Annotated in this window: 23 protein-coding genes and 3 pseudogenes; 8 read left to right on the top strand and 18 right to left on the bottom strand. The window is 43.3% G+C overall.

Annotated features, from left to right (window positions below; genetic code table 11):
* Positions 1–122 precede the first annotated feature (122 nt).
* Positions 123–653: a DUF1223 domain-containing protein gene (locus tag HK413_RS02460; RefSeq protein WP_217451978.1), complete on the bottom strand. Its 531-nt coding sequence runs from the start codon at positions 651–653 to the stop codon at positions 123–125.
* Positions 584–862, bottom strand: coding sequence for a DUF1223 domain-containing protein (locus HK413_RS19090; RefSeq protein ID WP_217451977.1), 279 nt, complete (start codon positions 860–862; stop codon positions 584–586). Before HK413_RS19090 ends, HK413_RS02460 begins: the two co-directional genes overlap by 70 nt.
* A 192-nt stretch (positions 863–1,054) precedes the next feature.
* Between HK413_RS19090 and HK413_RS02455 the strand changes: the two genes are divergently transcribed.
* From HK413_RS02455 to HK413_RS02435, 4 genes are all read left to right on the top strand, one after another.
* Positions 1,055–1,492, top strand: coding sequence for an RNA polymerase sigma factor (locus tag HK413_RS02455; RefSeq protein ID WP_246229552.1), 438 nt, complete (start codon positions 1,055–1,057; stop codon positions 1,490–1,492).
* Between the two features lie 474 nt (positions 1,493–1,966).
* Positions 1,967–2,197 (top strand): hypothetical protein, encoded by a 231-nt coding sequence (locus tag HK413_RS02445; RefSeq protein WP_175269010.1) that lies wholly within the window; start codon positions 1,967–1,969, stop codon positions 2,195–2,197.
* 54 nt (positions 2,198–2,251) lie between these two features.
* The gene (locus HK413_RS02440) at positions 2,252–2,830 is read left to right on the top strand and encodes a redoxin domain-containing protein (protein ID WP_175269009.1); all 579 of its coding nucleotides are present in this window, start codon (positions 2,252–2,254) and stop codon (positions 2,828–2,830) included.
* 42 nt (positions 2,831–2,872) lie between these two features.
* A complete protein-coding gene (locus tag HK413_RS02435) occupies positions 2,873–3,382 on the top strand; it encodes a molybdopterin-binding protein (protein ID WP_175269008.1) in 510 nt (169 codons plus the stop codon).
* A 106-nt stretch (positions 3,383–3,488) separates the two neighbouring features.
* Here HK413_RS02435 and HK413_RS02430 read toward each other — a convergent pair.
* The 13 genes and pseudogenes from HK413_RS02430 to HK413_RS02395 all read right to left on the bottom strand — a co-directional run bounded on the left by HK413_RS02430 (position 3,489) and on the right by HK413_RS02395 (position 13,739).
* A pseudogene (locus HK413_RS02430) lies at positions 3,489–4,099 on the bottom strand (ribonuclease HII).
* 70 nt (positions 4,100–4,169) lie between these two features.
* Positions 4,170–5,210 carry an alpha/beta hydrolase family protein gene (locus tag HK413_RS02425; protein ID WP_175269007.1) on the bottom strand — a complete coding sequence of 347 codons (1,041 nt, stop codon included), beginning with the start codon at positions 5,208–5,210 and terminating at the stop codon, positions 4,170–4,172.
* A 131-nt stretch (positions 5,211–5,341) separates the two neighbouring features.
* Complete coding sequence (locus HK413_RS16235) at positions 5,342–5,812, bottom strand: PP2C family protein-serine/threonine phosphatase (RefSeq protein WP_317169213.1); 471 nt, start codon at positions 5,810–5,812, stop codon at positions 5,342–5,344.
* On the bottom strand, positions 5,797–6,579 hold the full coding sequence (locus HK413_RS20535; protein WP_317169212.1) for a PP2C family protein-serine/threonine phosphatase: 783 nt from the start codon (positions 6,577–6,579) through the stop codon (positions 5,797–5,799). Before HK413_RS20535 ends, HK413_RS16235 begins: the two co-directional genes overlap by 16 nt.
* Positions 6,580–6,619: 40 nt before the next feature.
* A complete protein-coding gene (locus HK413_RS16230; RefSeq protein ID WP_246229563.1) occupies positions 6,620–6,775 on the bottom strand; it encodes a hypothetical protein in 156 nt (51 codons plus the stop codon).
* A gap of 55 nt (positions 6,776–6,830) precedes the next feature.
* A pseudogene (locus HK413_RS02415) lies at positions 6,831–7,702 on the bottom strand (ABC transporter permease); the annotation flags it as partial.
* 305 nt (positions 7,703–8,007) lie between these two features.
* Positions 8,008–8,445, bottom strand: coding sequence for a glycosyltransferase family 2 protein (locus tag HK413_RS16220; protein WP_246229550.1), 438 nt, complete (start codon positions 8,443–8,445; stop codon positions 8,008–8,010).
* Positions 8,418–8,579 carry a hypothetical protein gene (locus HK413_RS19085; RefSeq protein ID WP_262886743.1) on the bottom strand — a complete coding sequence of 54 codons (162 nt, stop codon included), beginning with the start codon at positions 8,577–8,579 and terminating at the stop codon, positions 8,418–8,420. The genes HK413_RS16220 and HK413_RS19085 overlap by 28 nt, the downstream gene beginning before the upstream one ends.
* Positions 8,579–8,908: a glycosyltransferase gene (locus HK413_RS19080; RefSeq protein WP_317169222.1), complete on the bottom strand. Its 330-nt coding sequence runs from the start codon at positions 8,906–8,908 to the stop codon at positions 8,579–8,581. Before HK413_RS19080 ends, HK413_RS19085 begins: the two co-directional genes overlap by 1 nt.
* Before the next feature lie 40 nt (positions 8,909–8,948).
* The gene (locus HK413_RS02405) at positions 8,949–9,584 is read right to left on the bottom strand and encodes a transient-receptor-potential channel family protein (RefSeq protein ID WP_246229549.1); all 636 of its coding nucleotides are present in this window, start codon (positions 9,582–9,584) and stop codon (positions 8,949–8,951) included.
* Entirely contained in the window at positions 9,584–9,865 is a 282-nt protein-coding gene (locus tag HK413_RS16210) for a hypothetical protein (protein WP_246229548.1), read from the bottom strand. Before HK413_RS16210 ends, HK413_RS02405 begins: the two co-directional genes overlap by 1 nt.
* A gap of 160 nt (positions 9,866–10,025) precedes the next feature.
* A pseudogene (gene uvrA / locus HK413_RS02400) lies at positions 10,026–12,863 on the bottom strand (excinuclease ABC subunit UvrA).
* A 144-nt stretch (positions 12,864–13,007) separates the two neighbouring features.
* On the bottom strand, positions 13,008–13,739 hold the full coding sequence (locus tag HK413_RS02395; RefSeq protein ID WP_317169211.1) for a lytic transglycosylase domain-containing protein: 732 nt from the start codon (positions 13,737–13,739) through the stop codon (positions 13,008–13,010).
* A gap of 542 nt (positions 13,740–14,281) precedes the next feature.
* Between HK413_RS02395 and HK413_RS20530 the strand changes: the two genes are divergently transcribed.
* The 4 genes from HK413_RS20530 (at position 14,282) to HK413_RS19070 (ending at position 16,787) form a co-directional block, all read left to right on the top strand.
* Complete coding sequence (locus HK413_RS20530; RefSeq protein ID WP_317169210.1) at positions 14,282–14,629, top strand: hypothetical protein; 348 nt, start codon at positions 14,282–14,284, stop codon at positions 14,627–14,629.
* Between the two features lie 128 nt (positions 14,630–14,757).
* Positions 14,758–15,240 carry a pseudouridine synthase gene (locus HK413_RS20525; protein WP_317169209.1) on the top strand — a complete coding sequence of 161 codons (483 nt, stop codon included), beginning with the start codon at positions 14,758–14,760 and terminating at the stop codon, positions 15,238–15,240.
* 411 nt (positions 15,241–15,651) lie between these two features.
* A complete protein-coding gene (locus HK413_RS19075) occupies positions 15,652–16,215 on the top strand; it encodes a lactonase family protein (protein WP_175269006.1) in 564 nt (187 codons plus the stop codon).
* A complete protein-coding gene (locus tag HK413_RS19070) occupies positions 16,215–16,787 on the top strand; it encodes a lactonase family protein (RefSeq protein ID WP_262886741.1) in 573 nt (190 codons plus the stop codon). Before HK413_RS19075 ends, HK413_RS19070 begins: the two co-directional genes overlap by 1 nt.
* 4 nt (positions 16,788–16,791) lie before the next feature.
* Here HK413_RS19070 and HK413_RS02375 read toward each other — a convergent pair whose 3' ends face one another.
* The 3 genes from HK413_RS02375 to HK413_RS14500 are packed head-to-tail and all read right to left on the bottom strand — an operon-like array spanning position 16,792 to position 17,851.
* Entirely contained in the window at positions 16,792–17,262 is a 471-nt protein-coding gene (locus HK413_RS02375) for a hypothetical protein (RefSeq protein ID WP_175269004.1), read from the bottom strand.
* A complete protein-coding gene (locus HK413_RS02370) occupies positions 17,259–17,648 on the bottom strand; it encodes an RNA polymerase sigma factor (RefSeq protein ID WP_317169221.1) in 390 nt (129 codons plus the stop codon). The genes HK413_RS02375 and HK413_RS02370 overlap by 4 nt, the downstream gene beginning before the upstream one ends.
* Before the next feature lie 14 nt (positions 17,649–17,662).
* Positions 17,663–17,851, bottom strand: a complete 189-nt coding sequence (locus HK413_RS14500; protein ID WP_217451976.1) for an RNA polymerase sigma factor — start codon at positions 17,849–17,851, stop codon at positions 17,663–17,665.
* Between the last annotated feature and the right edge of the window lie 83 nt (positions 17,852–17,934).

Genomic DNA, 17,934 nt, shown 5'->3' with positions numbered 1-17,934 from the left:
TTTGTCATTTCGAAACGAAGTGAGAACTTCTCTCTTGAGCGTAGCGAAAAAATCTTATACAGTGCTTGGTTAGCATGGCGTAAAAGATTTCTCCTCGTACCTCGTTCGAAATGACAAATTTGTTAAGTATTTGGCACAAAACCAGCTTTTGCCGCCCCAATAATTTCGCCGGTATTGGTGTTTTGTATCAGCGCTATCACTTCCCAGCCCGGCGGGTTAAACTCTTTCGGTAAGGCAATGCTTTCAATCCCGCCGCGGCCATTGGTTAAAACTAGGCTATGTAACTCGTGGATTATCTGTACATGCGCTAATTTGCGGCCCCTGTTCTCGCCGGCTTTTACATTGCTTACGGCGTTTTTTTGGACTAATGCCAAAAGCAAAACGCTGTTGTTTCCGTTTGCTTCGGTTTGGTAATGCAGTGTGGCTTTACTGCCATTAACTTTTAAATCTGTTAACGTTATCTGCGCCGGCGCATCCTGTTTAAGGCTGCTTTTAATGGCATTGCGCAAGGTGCCTTCCTCTGATCCTACAAACTCTTTTTTGCCATTTACTACAATTTGTGGGGTGTACACCTGCGGTATTTTTAAATATTTGGCATATTCATATTGGCGGGAACTGTATGCGGCATTGCTAAAAACATCGCGCCAGCCCAAACGGTTCCAATAATCAACATGGTATGCCAGATATAAACCGGCTGATCCCGGTATTCTTTTTGAATTTGAGCAACCAGTGCATCGGCTGGCGGGCAGCTTGAGCAACCCTCGGAAGTAAACAACTCCACAACCGCAAACCCCTTACCTGCTATGGTATGGCCGGTTTTATAGGGCTTGGCATTAATAAATGCTGCGGCAGCAAAAGCCATAACACAAATGACGGATACTATGAATATTTTGAGCGATCTCATTTTTACCTGATTGATAGTTTATATACGCAATTGGTCGGGCCGGTAGTGCATTCCTTACAATAAATTTAATATTTTTATTTGATATAACTTTTCCTGTAAGGTTTCGCCCGTATCTGCGACTAATGCTATAAACAACAACGTAATAATAAAATGTTAGCCCAACCTGTACTAAACCCGCATAAATGGGTAGACAACCATGCCGATTATTTATATGCTTACGCGATAAGCCGCATAAGCGACGAGGAGCAGGCGCGCGACCTGGTGCAGGAAGTGTTTTTAGCCGCGTTAGAAAGGGCCGGCAAGTTTGAAGGCAAAAGCACCGAGCGAACATGGTTAACCGCCATCCTGAAAAATAAGATCGTGGATGTATATCGTAAGCGATCATCGGGCCTTGCAAACATCGATGCTAAAATTGAGCGCCAGCCCGACCTGGATTTTTTGATGATGTGGGCCATTGGAAAGAAGAAACTTATCCGCGGCAATTTGGTGTTGAAGATAATGACCCGCTGTATAATAAAGAGTTTAACAAAGTACTGCAGCACTGTATGCAAAAACTACCGGCATTATGGCTGGCTGTTTTTACCATGAAACATATGGAAGACCAGCCAACAAACACCATATGTGCCGAACTTAAAGTTAGCGACTCCAATTTTTGGGTAATTATTCACCGTACAAAACTTAACCTGAGGGCTTGCCTTCAAAAAACATGGATTTAAAATGGGCCCGATAAAAAAATCAGATACAACTGTAAGCGCGCCACTTTTTTAATTGAAAAAAGCTGATAGACCGCCTTACCCTGCGCGAAAAGATAGAACTGCGGATCCACCTGTATGGCTGCTCGGTTTGTCGCATATTTGAGAAGCAAAGCACTATAATTAATAAAATGGTTCAGCAGCTTTTCAGGAGCAGTACCAATGCTGAAGCGCATCTTGAAGATAGCTTTAAACAGGAACTGCAACAGCGCATTGATGTAGAATTAAATAAAAATTGATTTTGCTGTAAGGTTTGTGGTTTGCCTGCGACTAAGCCCAAAACAACACATAAAAACCAAACACAAAAAACATGAAAGCAATCATTTCAAAAATCCCGGTAGCGGGTACAATCATTATTGGCGTTTCTTTATCAGCGCGGGCGGCAGTTCCATATCAAACAAAAAAAGACACCGGCAAAATGGATAAGATGTCTAAAATGGATAAGAAAATGGACAAAAAGATGGATAAGATGGATTCCAAAATGAAGATGAAAGACGGCAAGATGATGAAGAAGGATGCCGGTAAAATGAAAAAAATGTAAACTGATAAGCGGGAGCGCACCTCCCGCTTTGCTTAACTATTTATAACTCACAACATGAAAAAGATAATACTGGTAGCTTTATTTCTATTAAGCACTAATGCGATATTTGCACAGGCCGGCCTTAAAAAAGGTGATGTTGCCCCGGCATTTACCGCTACAGATAATCACGGCAAAAAGCTTAATTTAAAAAAGCTGTTAAAAACTAATAAAGCGGTAGTGCTTTTCTTTTACCGTGGCCAATGGTGCCCGTATTGCAATAAACAAATCCAGCAATTACAGGACTCTTTACAACTGTTAACCGGCAAGGGTGCTTATGTAGTTGGCGTAACGCCCGAAACGAAAGAAAACCTTGATAAAACGGTAGGCAAAACCCATGCGTCGTTCTCAATGGTGTCTGATAAAGGATATGCCATTATGAAAGCCTACGATGTTAATTATGTAATGGACCCCGGTATGGTTACCAAATACAAAGGCTACGGGATAGACCTGGAGGCTAATAACGGCAACACCGACCATATGCTGCCTGTGCCTGCAACTTATGTTATTGGGAAAGACGGCAAGCTGATATTTGTACATTTTGATAAGGACTACCGCAACCGAGCGTCTATACAATCTATATTAAACGTGCTGTAAAAGCGGTCAAATATTTAACTTAGGAGCAGTAAACATCCAATAATGAAAAAGATTTTATTGCTCCTGAGTTTTTGCACATCTGTAGCCTTCGCGCAGGAAACCGTTAAACCGACTAATCAGTTTAGTATTGGCGGGAAGGTTAAAAAAGGTTCTGTTATAACCATGGACAGCCTGAAACAATACACCATACAAACTATTGGCGATATTAAAATTACCGACCATACCGGCGTTTTTAAGCATGAGGACGATAAGCTAAAGGGCATATTAATAAAAGATGTTTTAAGCCATACCCAATTTGATGTAGGCAGCCCCAAATTATTAAGTACGCTATATTTTGTATTTGTTGCTGCCGACGGTTACAAAGTTGTTTACTCCTCGAACGAGTTATACAATACCGAGGTGGGTAACCATGTATATATCCTGATGGAGAAGAATGGTGTTAAAACCTCCGCTATGAAGGAAAGCCTGCAAATGACATCCATGATGGATCTGAAAACGGGCCGCAGGTACCTGCATAATCTGGATAAGATTATTGTTGGAATGGCGGAGTAAGCCAATGTTTGCATTACCAGTCGCTTGGTTGTCTTTGCTAAAGCTTAAACTATCGACAAGTATTAGCTATAACAGGTCTCACATCGCGTGAAATGGTTAAAAAAGATTATTCAATCACCTCTATCATTACCCCATCACTTTCAAAACTGACGGTGAACGAGCGGCGGTGATAAGGGGTGTAGCCATGCTGCATAATAGTTTGCCGGTGTTTTAAAGTGGCGTACCCTTTATTGCTGTGCCAGTCGTACTCGGGATGCTCGGCAGCTATCTGCTTCATATAATCGTCGCGGTAGGTTTTGGCTAAGATAGATGCCGCGGCAATGCTTAAATATTTGCTGTCGCCTTTTACAACGCAGGCATGGGGTATGGTGGGATGTTTATTAAAGCGGTTACCGTCGATAATTAAAAACTGCGGAGTAAGGTGTAGTTTTTCGATAGCGCGGTGCATAGCCAAAAACGATGCATTCAGGATATTGATATCGTCTATCTCCAGGCTATCGCATGATGCAACGGCATAGGCAATGGCTTTTTGTTCGATCTCGGTACGCAGGGTATAGCGCAATTCTTCCGGGATAAGTTTTGAATCGTTTAACAGCTCGTGTTCAAAATCAGGCGGCAAAATAACCGCGGCGGCAAATACGGGCCCCGCCAGCAACCACGACCGGCTTCGTCGCAGCCTGCTTCAATAAATTCGTGCTGATATCTGGCTAATAACATTTGACCTTAAACGTGTAACACAAAATTATTATTTTAAAGCGAGGTGTTTTTAGGGAGTTATCAACAGGGGTTATCTACTCAACCATTTCAATACTTTAGCGTTGTAATCTGTGTGAGCTTTCGATTTATCGGCATCGGGGTTATTAAGATAATGATCACACCCAACACAGGGTTCGTAAGTTAAATTTTTCTTTCCCAGCCGGATAAAATCCAGTTGTACATAATCAAGGCCATATATAGGCGAACTTTCATCCGCGGTGGCAACGATCATATAAATAGGGATATTGAGCATGCGCAACTTCTCAAACGGGGGATTAAGCCCAAAACTGGCCCATCTTTTATAACTATGCCCCAAATATTCAAGCCGTGTATTATTGGGGTTTGCGTAGATGTCTTTGATCCTTTTTAATTCAATAGCAATACTGTCCTGAGCTTGTTGCTGGGTAATTTCGCCTTTTGCCGCTTTTACACGCCAGGCCATTATGCCGTCATAAAACTGGTTTAAGCCGCTTCCAACCACATCAATAACATGGGTTATCCGTTTATCGGCAACAGCCAGCGATGGCACCACCTGTCCACCTTCTGAATACCCATAGGCAGCAATTTTTGTTCCGTCCCAATATCCTTTATTAATTAGGTAAGTTATCACCTTTTTTGTTGCGGCTACACGCCAGTTTAAACTAAGTTGTTTTGTGTATTCGGCCGAAAATTTATAGTTGGCAATAAGCCGGTGCGCGTCAAAGTGTGTTGCATCGTCATTGGTTTTTATTGTATCACAAAATAGGGTGCCTGGTTTGCCCAGGATGATATAATGAAAGTCTTTTTGTGTGGCCGCCCGGAGTTGCTCGTTCGACGTATTGTAAATGCTCCCGAACCCTTTGCCTTTGATAAAGATACACAACGGTAAGCCGCCGCTTCCGTTAATTTCAATAAAAAAGGGCTTTTTCTTTTTAATATTTACAGTATCTACATAAAACCGTATAACCCCAAGTTTTACATCTTTCAAAGTAAATTCTTTTAACCCATGATCGGCGGGTTTTACGGGTTGTGCCTTAAGGGTGGTTAAACTGATAATAAAGCTTAAAAGCAATCCTGCTCTCAGATAAAACATGGTTATATTGGGTAGTTTATTACAAGACAAGACAAAAACTATAATGTTACAACAAACTTACCGGCCCTCAAAGCTATATAGCCCGCCGGCGGTTTCTTTCAGATCAGGCTTCCGTGTTTTTAGGGGAAACTTTAAAATATCCGCAACGTCAATATGGTAATATCATCAATGGGCCGGCCTTTTATGCCCACGTTTAAGTGGTCCATCAGCAGCTGGTTAAAGGCATCGGGCGGCAGCTCACCATTTTCTAAAACAAAGTCCATCAAGCCCTCTTCGTTCCAAACCTTATCACCATTAGCCTCAAAATCAAGCAGGCCATCGGTATAATTAACCAATAGGCTGCCGGGCTCAATATCTATTTCGCCCTCATTTAAAAAGGGTAATTCTTCAAACGCGCCTATCATGGTGGTGCCCAGCTTAAGAGGTATGGCTTCACCTTCCGAGTATAAGATCGTGGCATTATGCCCCGCGTTTATATAGTTAAGCTTGCGTGTTCGTTCGTTGTATTTGGCAATAAACAGGGTGATAAACCGCTCGCCCCGGGTGTTTGATACTACTTTTTGATTAAGGCGATCAATAATGTTGGTCAAATCATCTTCCACTGCCGACCACGCGTGAAGGCTTGCCTGAAATTGGCCATCAGTAACGCTGCCGATACGCCCTTGCCGGATACATCGGCAATGCACCATAAAAACTCGTGATCATTCAGGCGGATAAAATCATAATAATCGCCGCCGATATTTTGGTGGGGCAGGTATTTGGCGCCAATCTCCACGCTTTCGTCCTTGTGCATCCGCAAGGGTATCAGCATATTCTGCACCTCGGCAGCCAGCTCCATTTCGCGCTGCAAACGCTCGGTTTGCAGCCTTTCGCGGAAAAGCTTTTTATTCTCCAAAGCCACCACAACCACGTTTATCATGGTTTGGATAAAGTTAAGGTCGTTGTTCAGCATCTCGCCCGAGGTGTTGAAGTTGCCTATCAGCGCAAAAGCCAGCGCCTTACTTTTATGATATATGGGGATAAAGTAATCGTAATTTTTAAGAGTGGGGTTAGTATTTCCGGCTAACGATTCGGGCGATTTAACCTTGCTTAATGTAGCACAAGCCTTATTTAATACGCCTATCGTCTCTATCTCGCCGCCGTATTTTGAGATACAGGCATAAGTGCCATCCTTCTCAATTAAAAACCGGAAAGTGCCCACCTGCAGATAATTCTGCAAAATTACCTCAAGCATCTGGATCAACACCGCTGTTGCAGCATTTTTGTTAATAGCACGGGTTACCTCTAATAAAGAGTTTAACTCGGACTGTCTTTTTAGCAGTAACCTGATTAATTCGTCCTCACCAGACGACGGGCCAGTATTTTGCATATTGGTTCTCAGAGTGACTAAATTATGTAAAAAATATAATTTAAATGCGTGTATTTGCCGATTTAATATCAAAAGCGTCTCTTAAGCCTACTGTCACCGGGTTAAATGCATAGACAATCAGCATTATAGCCAGGCCCGGTATGATAGATAAATAGGCCGAATCCATGATGATATAACCGTAATGTTCCTTGATCATACTGCCCCGTAGGCATTGGTGGCTGGGCGCCAAATCCAAGGAAACTCAACCCTGCTTCTAACAGTATCGCGGCGGCAAAATTTGATGATGCCATAACCAAAATTGGCCCGGCAATGTTAGGCAAGATATGCCTGCGGATGATGCGGAGATTATTATAGCCTAATGATCGGGCGGCTTCAATATATTCGGTTTGTTTAATGCTGAGCACCGGCCGCGTACCAAACGGGCCACTTCAACCCACATAGATATACCAACGGCAATAAAGATCTGCCATAAACCTTTACCTAATGCGAACGAGATGGCAATAACCAACAATAAAGACGGCAGCGCCCAAAGGATATTCATTAACCAGCTTAAAGCGGCGTCTATCCAGCCGCCAAAATAGCCTGCAATGGCGCCAATGGTAACGCCTGTTAACAAACTGATGATAACCGCCATTAACCCTACCGATAACGAAATGCGGGCACCTAACATCAACCGGCTCAGCATATCGCGGCCATATACATCGCTACCCAATAAGTACGTACGGTGGGTGATGTAAGCTGACGGACCTTGAGCGATTACATTGGCAGGTAGTGTGTAAGTTTTTTTTTCGGGCCTGTCCTCATCTCCTATATATTCATCCACCGTGACGGTGTTGTTGGTTAATTTATAGCCGTTAATAGGTATTTCGCGGTAAAAATCGGGCTGGCCATAAAGCATTTTGGTAAACAGGTTTACCGTATCAACAGGTTCGGTCTTTTTTAAGCGGAGCATCATAAACCGGGTGCCGGGTTTTTTAATGCTGAGCTGGATGGTTTGGTTATTGGCCAACGGGGTGGAATCTGGCATTATCAAGTAGCCCAGTATAGCCACCACTACCGAAAATATAATGAACAGCAACCCCGCAACAGCAAACTTATTGCGTTTAAAAGCTTTCCATGTGCGCTGTGTGGGTGTTAATTCTGCTGTTTAAGTTCCGTTGGTTAAATATCGTGTAAAATGGGTGGATTGACAATGTTGGCCCCGTAGATTATAATGATTATGAGATTTAAATGATGGGTATTATAGTACAAACAACGGCTTATTTAACCATCCTGCCTTTCCAATGGTATTTGCGGGTAGTGCCCATTAGGGCCGGGTAGGCCAGTAGATCATATGCACAGGCGCTACTATTATCAGCAGCAACAACAGCCCTGTACGTTTAAAAAACGAGCAGATCAACGCAAGGTACACCAACTCTACCAAATATTTTAACCCGAACTGGAAAAGAAAGATCTTAAAGAAGGCGATATTAAAAAGCCCAGCGCCACGTTTACCAGCATGGTCATGTTAAACATCCACATAAATATTGCCACCGCTATTACCTTTTTGTCTTTGTATTTAGTTGATTTTGATGCCCAGCGCCTGCGTTGCTGCAAAAACTCTTTTAAATTGTATTTGGCATGAGTGTAAACAATAGCATCGCGGAATTTCAAAAAGCCAATTTTGCCCGGGAAGCGCTCGGCTACTTTTTGCAGCAGCAGCTCGTCATCGCCCGATGCCAGCTCATCAATGCCGGTAAAGCCGCCTACTTCGTAAAACGTATCTTTGCGATAGGCAAAGTTGGCGCCGTTGCAGGTTGATGCCCGCCCGTTCCCAATAAATGCCGCGCCAACGCCTATCAGGAAGGAAAACTCAAGCGTTTGCATGCGCTCGAACAAACTTTTTCTTCAAAGAAATTTACCGGCGATGAGATCATCACCACATCATTAACCTCATAATACCCGACAATGGATGACAGCCATTTTGTGCCCATACGGCAATCGGCATCAGTAGCTACCATTAAGTCGCCGGTTGAAATACTGATGGCTTTGGCAATAGCTTTTTCTTATAGGAGTTTAAGGGTTGCGCTTCGTTAAGTTGTAATAGCTTGACCCCGCGGTCGGCATAACTGCTAATAATCTCGGAGGTTCGGTCAGTGGAGTGGTCGTCGACAATAATAATTTCGGTGAGGTGTTTGGGGTAATCCTGCGCCAGGATATCTTCGATAGTATAACGTATCCGCTCCTGTTCATTACGGGCGGCTACCATTACCGTTACTTTGGTGACATAGCCATCGGCTTTAATTTCGGGCTGCTTAAGATTGGTCCATCCTTTTATAAAGTATAGCACCAGCAATAAGTAACCTGCTGTAAAAACCGAACAAATTATACTATACGTTACGATCAAAGAATTTAAGTTTAAATATAAACACCGACCCTAAAATAGCGGGAATAATTAAGTTTATAAGCCAAATAGAACTAAATGCAGCAATTATAGCTATTTGTTGCCCTGTTGCATAGGCAAAAACGGTAGCTGCCGCGGTTGCGCGCACCGGTACGTCTAACAGATCAAGCGAGGGCAATGCCGATTGTACAAAGAATACAATAAACACCATTAGTACTACATCATAAAAAGGTATTTCGGGCACCAGCAAATGTATGACCAGATAATATTGAAAAGAGAAAATAAAGAACCCGGTTAAGCAAAAGCACATAATGTCTCTAAGTTCTGCAAAGGTATATGTACCCATAATATCAAAGAACCGGTGATACTTTTTAAGAAACGATATGCCGTTTAGTAGTTTTACCAGCCATTTGATATTAAAATATAGCACCAGGAAAAGGCCCATAAATATCACCCCGAAGATGGTTATTACGCTTAATACCCAAACACTAAGATTTAAAAACGAGTAGCAAAACCATAATAAAGCACCGGCACCCAGCACATTGGTAATTACGTTTTGCCCAAACGAGCCAACGGCCATTGCAAATACACCATGGATGCGTTTACGCGGCGGCAAAAACATTACGCGGCCACCATATTCGCCAATGCGGTTGGGGGTGAATACGGCCCGGTAAGACCGCAAAAAACCCCTTCTATAGCTTTCCATAAACTAATGGGGGCAAGGCGGCGGGTTAGGTGCTGCCATTTTAAACACTCTACCAGCCAATTGGCAAGCATTAAAAACACCACCACAGACATGATAACAATAACATGTTGGTGACTTAGCCGGTTAACCGCGATTTGAAACTGTTTTAAATTATCGCCTTTGGTTAAATACTGGTGGTAAATAAACACAAAAGCCAAAACCAAAAGGGCGGCTTTTAAAAAGTATGAGAATAATTTCTTAGCGACAGCGGTCAAACGGTGAATATTTTTTGTGCAATGTTACAAAAAAGCGGGCAAGCTATTAGCTTGCCCGGTATAGGGTACAAATTTTAAGTGGTTTTGTTTTGATGAAGTCTGTTTACAATCCCATTTCCTTCTTCAAAAACTGACCGGTAAAGCTGCTCTTCACTTTACATAAACCTTCAGGTGTGCCAGAGAACAGGATATTCCCACCACCTGAGCCTCCTTCAGGCCCAAGATCAATCACATGGTCAACTACCTTGATAACATCCGAGGTTATGCTCTATAACTAAAACGGTATTGCCTTTATCGACTAATTGGTATAATACGCCTAATAATACATTAATATCTTCGAAATGTAAACCGGTTGTCGGCTCATCCAATATATAGAAGGTATTGCCGGTATCTTTTTTAGAAAGCTCAGTAGCCAATTTAACCCGCTGGGCCTCGCCGCCTGATAACGTAGTCGAAGATTGCCCAAGGGTGATGTAGCCCAAACCAACATCCAGCAAGGTTTTTACTTTACGGTAGATGGATGGAATGTGTTCAAAAACGGCACGGCATCTTCAATACTCATGTCCAACACATCGCTTATTGATTTACCTTTGTAGCGCACCTCTAAAGTCTCGCGGTTATATCTGCGGCCACCGCATTCTTCACAAGGCACTTGTACATCCGGCAAAAAGTTCATTTCAATAACCTTCATGCCCGCGCCCCGGCAGGTTTCGCAACGGCCACCCTTTACGTTAAACGAGAAGCGCCCCGGTTTATAACCCCGTATGCGCGACTCAGGCAAAGCCACATAAAGATTGCGAATATCAGAAAACACGCCGGTATAGGTAGCCGGGTTTGAACGTGGCGTACGGCCAATAGCGGTTTGGTCTATCTCAATTACCTTGTCAATGTTTTCTAACCCCTCAATCTTCTCATAAGGCAAGGGGTGTTTCTTCGCCCTGAAGAAGTGATGGTTTAATATAGGGTATAATGTCTCGGTTATCAAACTTGATTTACCACTGCCGGATACTCCGGTAATGCCTATCAGCTTACCTAACGGGAAATCAACACTTACTTTCTTTAAATTATGGCCGGTTGCTTTCTTTAGCGAGAGCACTTTGCCGTTACCCTCACGGCGCTTTTTAGGGATAGCAATTTCTTTTTTACCGTTGATATATGATGTAGTAAGCGTTTCGCTACCCATCAACTCCTTTGGTGTGCCCTGCGCAACGATAGTGCCGCCGTGTACACCGGCTGCCGGGCCCATATCAATAACGTGGTCGGCTTCCGGATCATGTCCTTATCATGCTCCACAACCAACACGGTATTGCCCAGGTCGCGCAGGTTTTTAAGGCATTTATCAGGCGCTCATTATCGCGTTGGTGCAGGCCGATGCTTGGCTCATCCAGGATGTACATTACATTCATTAATTGCGAACCAATCTGCGTAGCTAAGCGGATGCGTTGCGCCTCGCCGCCTGATAATGTTTTGGCAGTACGATCAAGCGTTAAATAGCTCAGGCCCACATCCATCAAAAACACAATACGGGCGCGGATCTCTTTTAAAATCTCTTTGGCGATGACGTTCTGGCGCTCGGATAGCCTATCCTCCGGTTTTCGAACCAGTCCTGCAGGGTATTGATATCCATTATGGCCAGCTCGAAAATATTTTTACCGTCGACCTTAAAATGGAGTGATTCTTTTTCAACCTTGCGCCATCGCAGGTTGGGCAGGTTTTAAGCACGCGATAGTTTTCCATATCGTCCATACCTTCGTCGCCGCGGCGTTCCTGCTGCTCTTCCAGCATCCGAATGATACCATCGAACGTTATCTGGTAGCTTTGAACATTCCATTTATTATACTCAACAGAAACTGTTACCATTTCGTTGGTCCCGTTCAAAATAATATCCAGCTTATCTTTCTCCAATTTTTCTATCGGGGTTGATAGCGAGAAATCAAACTTTTTAGCCGGGGCTTTTAACACCGGAAGATCCACGTTTCGCGAAACTCGCCCAAAGGTGCAAGGCCGCCAGCAAGGATGCTTAGTTTTGGATTAGGAATAACCGATGCCTCATCGACCTCAAAAATATAACCCGTGGCCGTTACATTTTTCGCAGGCGCCGTAGGGCGAGTTAAATGAAAATGTATTTGGCTGCGGCTCATCGTAAGAGATGCCCGAAACAGGGTCCATTAAATATTTACTAAAATAAGCTACGTTATTATCTTTATCGCCTATGCGGATAATGCCTTTGGCGATCTTTAACGCCGCTTGTATAGAAGTGTATAATCTTTTGGTGTCTTTTGCATCTACAACCAATCTGTCAACAACAATATCAATATCGTGAATTTTATAACGATCCAGCTGCATTTTAGGCTCCACATCAGCAATGGCGCCATCAATCCAAACTTTTAAATAGCCTTGCTTGCGAATCTGCTCAAACAACTCGCGGTAATGACCTTTACGCGCCTTAACAACGGGTGCAAGGATATTTACCGGTTGGCCGTCAAACCGCTCCAAGATGGTTTTCAGGATCTGGTCCTCGCTCATGCGCTCCATTTTTCGCCACTTACATAGCTATAAGCTTCGCCGGTGCGGGCAAAAAGCAAACGCATAAAGTCATAGATCTCGGTAATGGTACCAACGGTCGACCGAGGGTTTTTACTGGTGGTTTTTTGTTCGATAGCGATAACCGGGCTAAGGCCTGATACCTTATCAACATCCGGCCGCTCCATACCGCCCATAAACTGGCGCGAGTAGGCCGAAAATGTTTCCATGTAACGTCGCTGTCCCTCGGCATAGATAGTATCAAACGCTAAAGATGATTTACCACTGCCGCTTAAACCGGTAATAACAACCAGTTGGTTGCGCGGGAAAGAAACGTCAATGTTTTTAAATTATGTACCCGCGCGCCGTAAACTTCAACTTCGCTTTGCTCGCCCAGGTCTATATGTTTTTCGCTCATGTATTTAATAGTGCTATTTAAACCCCAACAAATGGGGTTGGTTTTCAGCAATGTTAAAATGCTAAAAATTTTTGCAAATATAAATAAAAAAGCCCGACCTGTCATCTGGACAAGCCGGGCTGTTTAGTGCTCCGTAATAAAAATTTACAGCAATGTGTTATTGTATGTTAATAAACTTTTAGGCTGTAAATAGCTGTAGTAATTGTTGTAGCCATATTTTTCAGGGTTATCAATAATTGCCTTCATGGCAATTAAATTGTAAACATAACTTCCGGTTTCGCGGTTTAGTTTCATCCTAAAATAATTGTCTTCGCTTTGCGTACGGATGGCTTTGGCTAATTTAATAGAGCCATTGTTGTAAGCCGCTGCGGCTAAGGTCCAGCTTTTAAACTCGCCGTGTAGTTCTTTAATGTAACGGCAGGCAGCAATAGTTGCCTTGCGTATATTAAGGCGTTCATCAACCCCGTGTCCAACTTTTAATCCGTAAGTACGCGCGGTACCCGGCATAAACTGCCATAATCCACGGGCGCCTTTTGGCGAGGTTCCCTCATTTAAGCCCGACTCTACCAACGGCAAATACTTAAAATCTTCTGGAATGCCGTAAAGTTTCAGAATTGGCTCGATAATTGGAAATAATTTATCGGCTTTGCGTTGCAGGATGTGTGATTGAACATGCTTGTAAGAGTGCCGTTTTATAGAATTATTGACTTTTCGGTACACTGCATTGTTAACAGGAATTGCCTCATTAGCGAAGCTGTAATCATTTGCATTATCGGTATGGTAAGCGATATAATTAGAGATGCGGGGGCTTATTTTTGCCCCGGTTTTTGGAACCGAAGTGCTGCAAATGTTAAGCTTGAAAATGATAGCCAGCACAAGGATTACGGAGCACGTAATTAAGTGTTTGTTAATCATTTTTTTTGTATTCATAGAACGATTCATTTTGGTAAATGCTGTGCAAAGGTAAGTTATACGAAGCAGATTGTCAAACACTTATGACCCCCTTAGTGTTTTGAGTTTTTAAAATAGGCGAAAAATCGAGCTTTAAAGTGGTTTAAACGCGGTTTTTAGACCGCTGAAAAAAAAATGAAAAAATCGATAAAAATCGCCCCAAAAACCGTACTTTTGACCCTCACGCTGCGAAAGCGCAAACAAAAAAACTATGGTATTTAAAAGACCAACAAACAGTCGCGACGACAGGAATGGCAGATCAAACGGACCCTCAAAAGGTGGCGATAATAAACGATCTTCTTCCCCCGTGCAAAGTCTCCAAAAGGCGCGGATAAACCCGGTAATGACGGAACTAAAAAAGATACTCAAGCGGCCCTGCTGCCGAGCGGAGTTCGTTTTCACCCGGCGCAGCCGATAAAAAAGTTTCGGTCCTAAAAAACCTTACTCCGGTCGCCCAACCGGTAGTGATGAAGACAGGCCAAAAAGAAGCTATGGCAGCGAAGCCGGTAGCGACAAAAAAAGCTTTACACCACGCAGTAAACCATATACCGGCCGCCCATCAGAAGGTGGAGACAATGAGCGCCCAAGAAAAAGCTTTGGTACCGATAAGAAGGATTTCGCACCGCGGAGCAAGCCCTACGGCAGCCGTGAGGGTGGTGATGACCGCCCGAAGAAGAATTTTGGAAGCGAAGGCACATTCAACCGGAAACCCAAAGGCGCTGATTTTGGTGATAAGCCAAAAAGAAACCCTGCAAGTTTCGGCAGCACTGACAGACCGGCGGGCGAGCGCAAGTTTACCAGCTCAAAACCGGTAAGGGGCGAATTTAAATCAGACGATAGACCAGCGCGTAAGCCAACTTACGACAAAATAACCCGCGACCGTGATGCACCTATAAAAACATTACGTGCGAAAAAACCAACCAAAAAAGCCGAAGATGACGGATTGATCCGTTTGAACCGTTATATAGCTAACGCAGGGATCTGCTCTCGCCGTAAGGCTGATGAACTGATTACCGCAGGTGTTGTATCTGTAAACGGTGTGGTAGTTAACGAGCTTGGTTTGAAGGTTGACCCGATGAAAGACGAGATCCGTTACAACGGCGAAACCCTGAAACGCGAAAAGAACGTTTACGTGTTATTAAACAAACCAAAGGATTATATTACTACTACCGACGACCCACAGGAGCGCCGCACAGTAATGCACCTGGTTGAAAAAGCCAGCCGTGAGCGCATCTACCCCATCGGTCGTTTGGACCGTAACACTACCGGTTTGTTATTAATGACCAATGATGGTGACCTGGCTGATAAACTTTCACATCCGCGCAGCAACATTACTAAACTGTACCATGTAGAGTTAAGCAAAAGCCTGGCGCAGGGCGATCTGAATAAATTATTGTTTGGCCGGAGCTGGAAGACGGCCCGATAAAGCCGGATTCGGTATCCTATGTAACGGGTGGCACAAAAGAGAAGTTGGCGTACAGATCCATAGTGGCAAAAACCGCATTGTGCGCCGTATGTTTGAGCATTTGGGTTATGAAGTTGTGAAACTTGACCGTGTAGTTTATGCAAACTTAACCAAGAAAGATTTACCACGCGGTCGCTGGAGATTCTGGATGAGAAGGAAGTGATACAGCTGAAGCATCTGATTAAATAAATACCTCTCCCCAACCCCTATCCAAAGGAGAGGGGCTTTTAAAAAATTGACAAATTTGCTTTTTCCAAGTCCTCTCCTTTGGAGAGGATTTAGGTGAGGCCAAAAACGCCCCGCAACCACGGGGCGTTTCTTTTATATATTATTCTTAACTTGCACCTATAAACCAATATGTTCCGTTAAGTCATGAAAATTTTATTGCAAATAATTATGCTGATATCGCCTATCCTTACTGTCGCGCAAAAAAAAGGTGTTGCGCCTAAAGTGTTTGACCTGGTAATAGGCACCTTTACCGGCGATGCGCCAACAGCAAGCAAAGGCATATACGTGTACCGGTTTTATGAAGAAAGCGCTAAAGTTGCTTATTTAAGCGAGATTGAGACACAAAACCCTTCTTTTTTAGCCGTAAGTGCCAATCAGCAGTTTATATATGCGGTTAATGAAAACAATGGCGCCACCCCAAGTTCGGTAAGCGCGTTTAAATTCACAAAATCAACTGGTAAATTAGAATTATTAAACACCCAACCTTCCATTGGTTCGCCGGCTTATATCTCGGTTGATAAGGCTCAGAAAAACGTATTTATCGCAAATTATGGCGGTGGCAGTCTGCAGGTATACCCGGTTAATAAAGATGGCTCCTTGGCACCCTCATCACAAACTATCCAGAATGCAGGCTCGGGGCCTAATACGGCCAGCAACTACAACCGCATGTACACTCGGCCGTATTGTCGCCGGACGATAAATACTTAATGGCATCAGATCTGGGTACCGATAAAATAGACATCTTCCGTTATAAGGCATCAAAAACCCCACCGCTTACGCCGGCAGCTATACCTTTCTTTAAAACAGAAGGCGGATCAGGCCCGCGCCACAGTGAGTTTGCACCAAATGGTAAGTTTATGTATAATATACAGGAAATTACAGCTACCATAAGCGCATTTAGCTATAATGACGGCGAACTAAAAGAGCTGCAAACCATTAAAATGATGCCCGGTGATTTTAAAGGAACAAATGGTGCTGCCGATATCCATGTATCGCCAGACGGGCTATTTCTATACGCTACCAACCGGGGTACAGTTAACGAGATCTTTGTTTATGCTATAGACCAGGTAACGGGCAAATTAACTGCTGTTGATCATTATCCCACAGGTAGCAACCCGCGTAATTTTGTAATAGACCCAACAGGTAATTACATACTGGTGGGCAGCTCTAACCGAATTAATGTGTTTAAGGTGAATAAGGCCACGGGTAAGTTAACCCAAATAAATAGTGCTATTAATATCGACCAGGCAGTTTGTTTAAAAATGATACCGGTAGAATAATTGGCTATACCGCATGCGCTTTCCCTTTTAACTGTATAATTAAATAATCGGCAAGTAGTAACACAACAGCTATAACCAGTGCCATTAAATATATGGGTGGTATAGCGTAGGTATAATTAATGGTATCAACCAGCCAGTTTTTTTGGGCAGTGTTGTGTGTTGATGTGTTAGCTGCAAATATCAGCAGAAAGAAAACAGCCATCATTGCCGCAATACCATACCAGGCCTTGCGGGGAATTATTGGCTTGTAAATAGCGGCTGGTTTGTGTGCTGTTATTTGCGCCATAACATTAGCCGTAAAGCTAAATGCCGGTCCAACTGCATCTTCCTGTTGTAACAAAACTTTCAAGGCCGTTTCACGCTGCAGGTCGGCCTCAATGGTTTTCATTACCGAGGCGGTAAAGTCTACAACCGGGTTTTCGTCGCCACCCAGCTTTATTATTTTTTTAAAGCGATCTTTTTTATCAGTGTTCATGATTGATCCCCCGGTTCTCTATCCAACAAAAACTTTAACTTATTTTCTAAAACCTTACGTGCCCTAAAAAGTTTGATCTTGATATTAGGGTTCGACATCCCCGTGATTTCTTCTATCTCTTTAATCGGCAGGTCGTTTATATAATATAATGTAACCAGCGTAGCATCAATTGGCGGTAGTTTTTCTATCGCCTTTTTAACATAATGTTTTACCTGTTTTGCCTGCAGTTGGTCAAACTGATCAGGCAGACCGTTAGCAATCTCATCAACCTCCTGGTCCATATTCACCGTTTCCACCCGTTTATCATTTAAACGCGTTACTGCCGTGCGGTAGGTTATAGTATACAGCCGGGTAGAGAACTTTGATTTGCCCTCAAATTTATCAATTTGCCGGTAAGCTTTTATAAAACTATCCCGGCAATATCATTTGCTTCATCGGCATCGCGCAAAATTTTTATGGCGATGCTGTAAACCATATCCTTATACCTGTTAACCAAAAACGCAAACGAAGCAGCATCGCCACTTTGGGTTTTCTCTATATAATACAGGTCATCGGTATGCGCCATTACCCATTTGACTTGAAAAACCAAGGCGTGGTTACAAAAAGAAATTTTAATTATTTTGTATCCGGTTGAATCGTTTTGCTGTCATATGGGGGTAAGTAATTAAGATA

This window comes from Mucilaginibacter humi, from assembly GCF_013087555.1.
The sequence above is the reverse complement of the archived record's forward strand: the minus strand, read 5'-3'. Positions and strand labels throughout refer to the sequence as shown.

Bases quoted from the DNA above. Each gene is read 5' to 3' on its own strand.
- HK413_RS19090 (WP_217451977.1), bottom strand. From the start codon at position 862: ATGGCTTTTGCTGCCGCAGCATTTATTAATGCCAAGCCCTATAAAACC.
- HK413_RS02455 (WP_246229552.1), top strand. From the start codon at position 1,055: ATGTTAGCCCAACCTGTACTAAACCCGCATAAATGGGTAGACAACCAT.
- HK413_RS02445 (WP_175269010.1), top strand. From the start codon at position 1,967: ATGAAAGCAATCATTTCAAAAATCCCGGTAGCGGGTACAATCATTATT.
- HK413_RS02440 (WP_175269009.1), top strand. From the start codon at position 2,252: ATGAAAAAGATAATACTGGTAGCTTTATTTCTATTAAGCACTAATGCG.
- HK413_RS02435 (WP_175269008.1), top strand. From the start codon at position 2,873: ATGAAAAAGATTTTATTGCTCCTGAGTTTTTGCACATCTGTAGCCTTC.
- HK413_RS02425 (WP_175269007.1), bottom strand. From the start codon at position 5,210: ATGTTTTATCTGAGAGCAGGATTGCTTTTAAGCTTTATTATCAGTTTA.
- HK413_RS20535 (WP_317169212.1), bottom strand. From the start codon at position 6,579: ATGCAAAATACTGGCCCGTCGTCTGGTGAGGACGAATTAATCAGGTTA.
- HK413_RS16230 (WP_246229563.1), bottom strand. From the start codon at position 6,775: ATGATCAAGGAACATTACGGTTATATCATCATGGATTCGGCCTATTTA.
- HK413_RS16220 (WP_246229550.1), bottom strand. From the start codon at position 8,445: ATGCAAACGCTTGAGTTTTCCTTCCTGATAGGCGTTGGCGCGGCATTT.
- HK413_RS19085 (WP_262886743.1), bottom strand. From the start codon at position 8,579: ATGGTAGCTACTGATGCCGATTGCCGTATGGGCACAAAATGGCTGTCA.
- HK413_RS02405 (WP_246229549.1), bottom strand. From the start codon at position 9,584: ATGTTTTTGCCGCCGCGTAAACGCATCCATGGTGTATTTGCAATGGCC.
- HK413_RS20530 (WP_317169210.1), top strand. From the start codon at position 14,282: ATGAAGACAGGCCAAAAAGAAGCTATGGCAGCGAAGCCGGTAGCGACA.
- HK413_RS19075 (WP_175269006.1), top strand. From the start codon at position 15,652: ATGAAAATTTTATTGCAAATAATTATGCTGATATCGCCTATCCTTACT.
- HK413_RS19070 (WP_262886741.1), top strand. From the start codon at position 16,215: ATGGCATCAGATCTGGGTACCGATAAAATAGACATCTTCCGTTATAAG.
- HK413_RS02375 (WP_175269004.1), bottom strand. From the start codon at position 17,262: ATGAACACTGATAAAAAAGATCGCTTTAAAAAAATAATAAAGCTGGGT.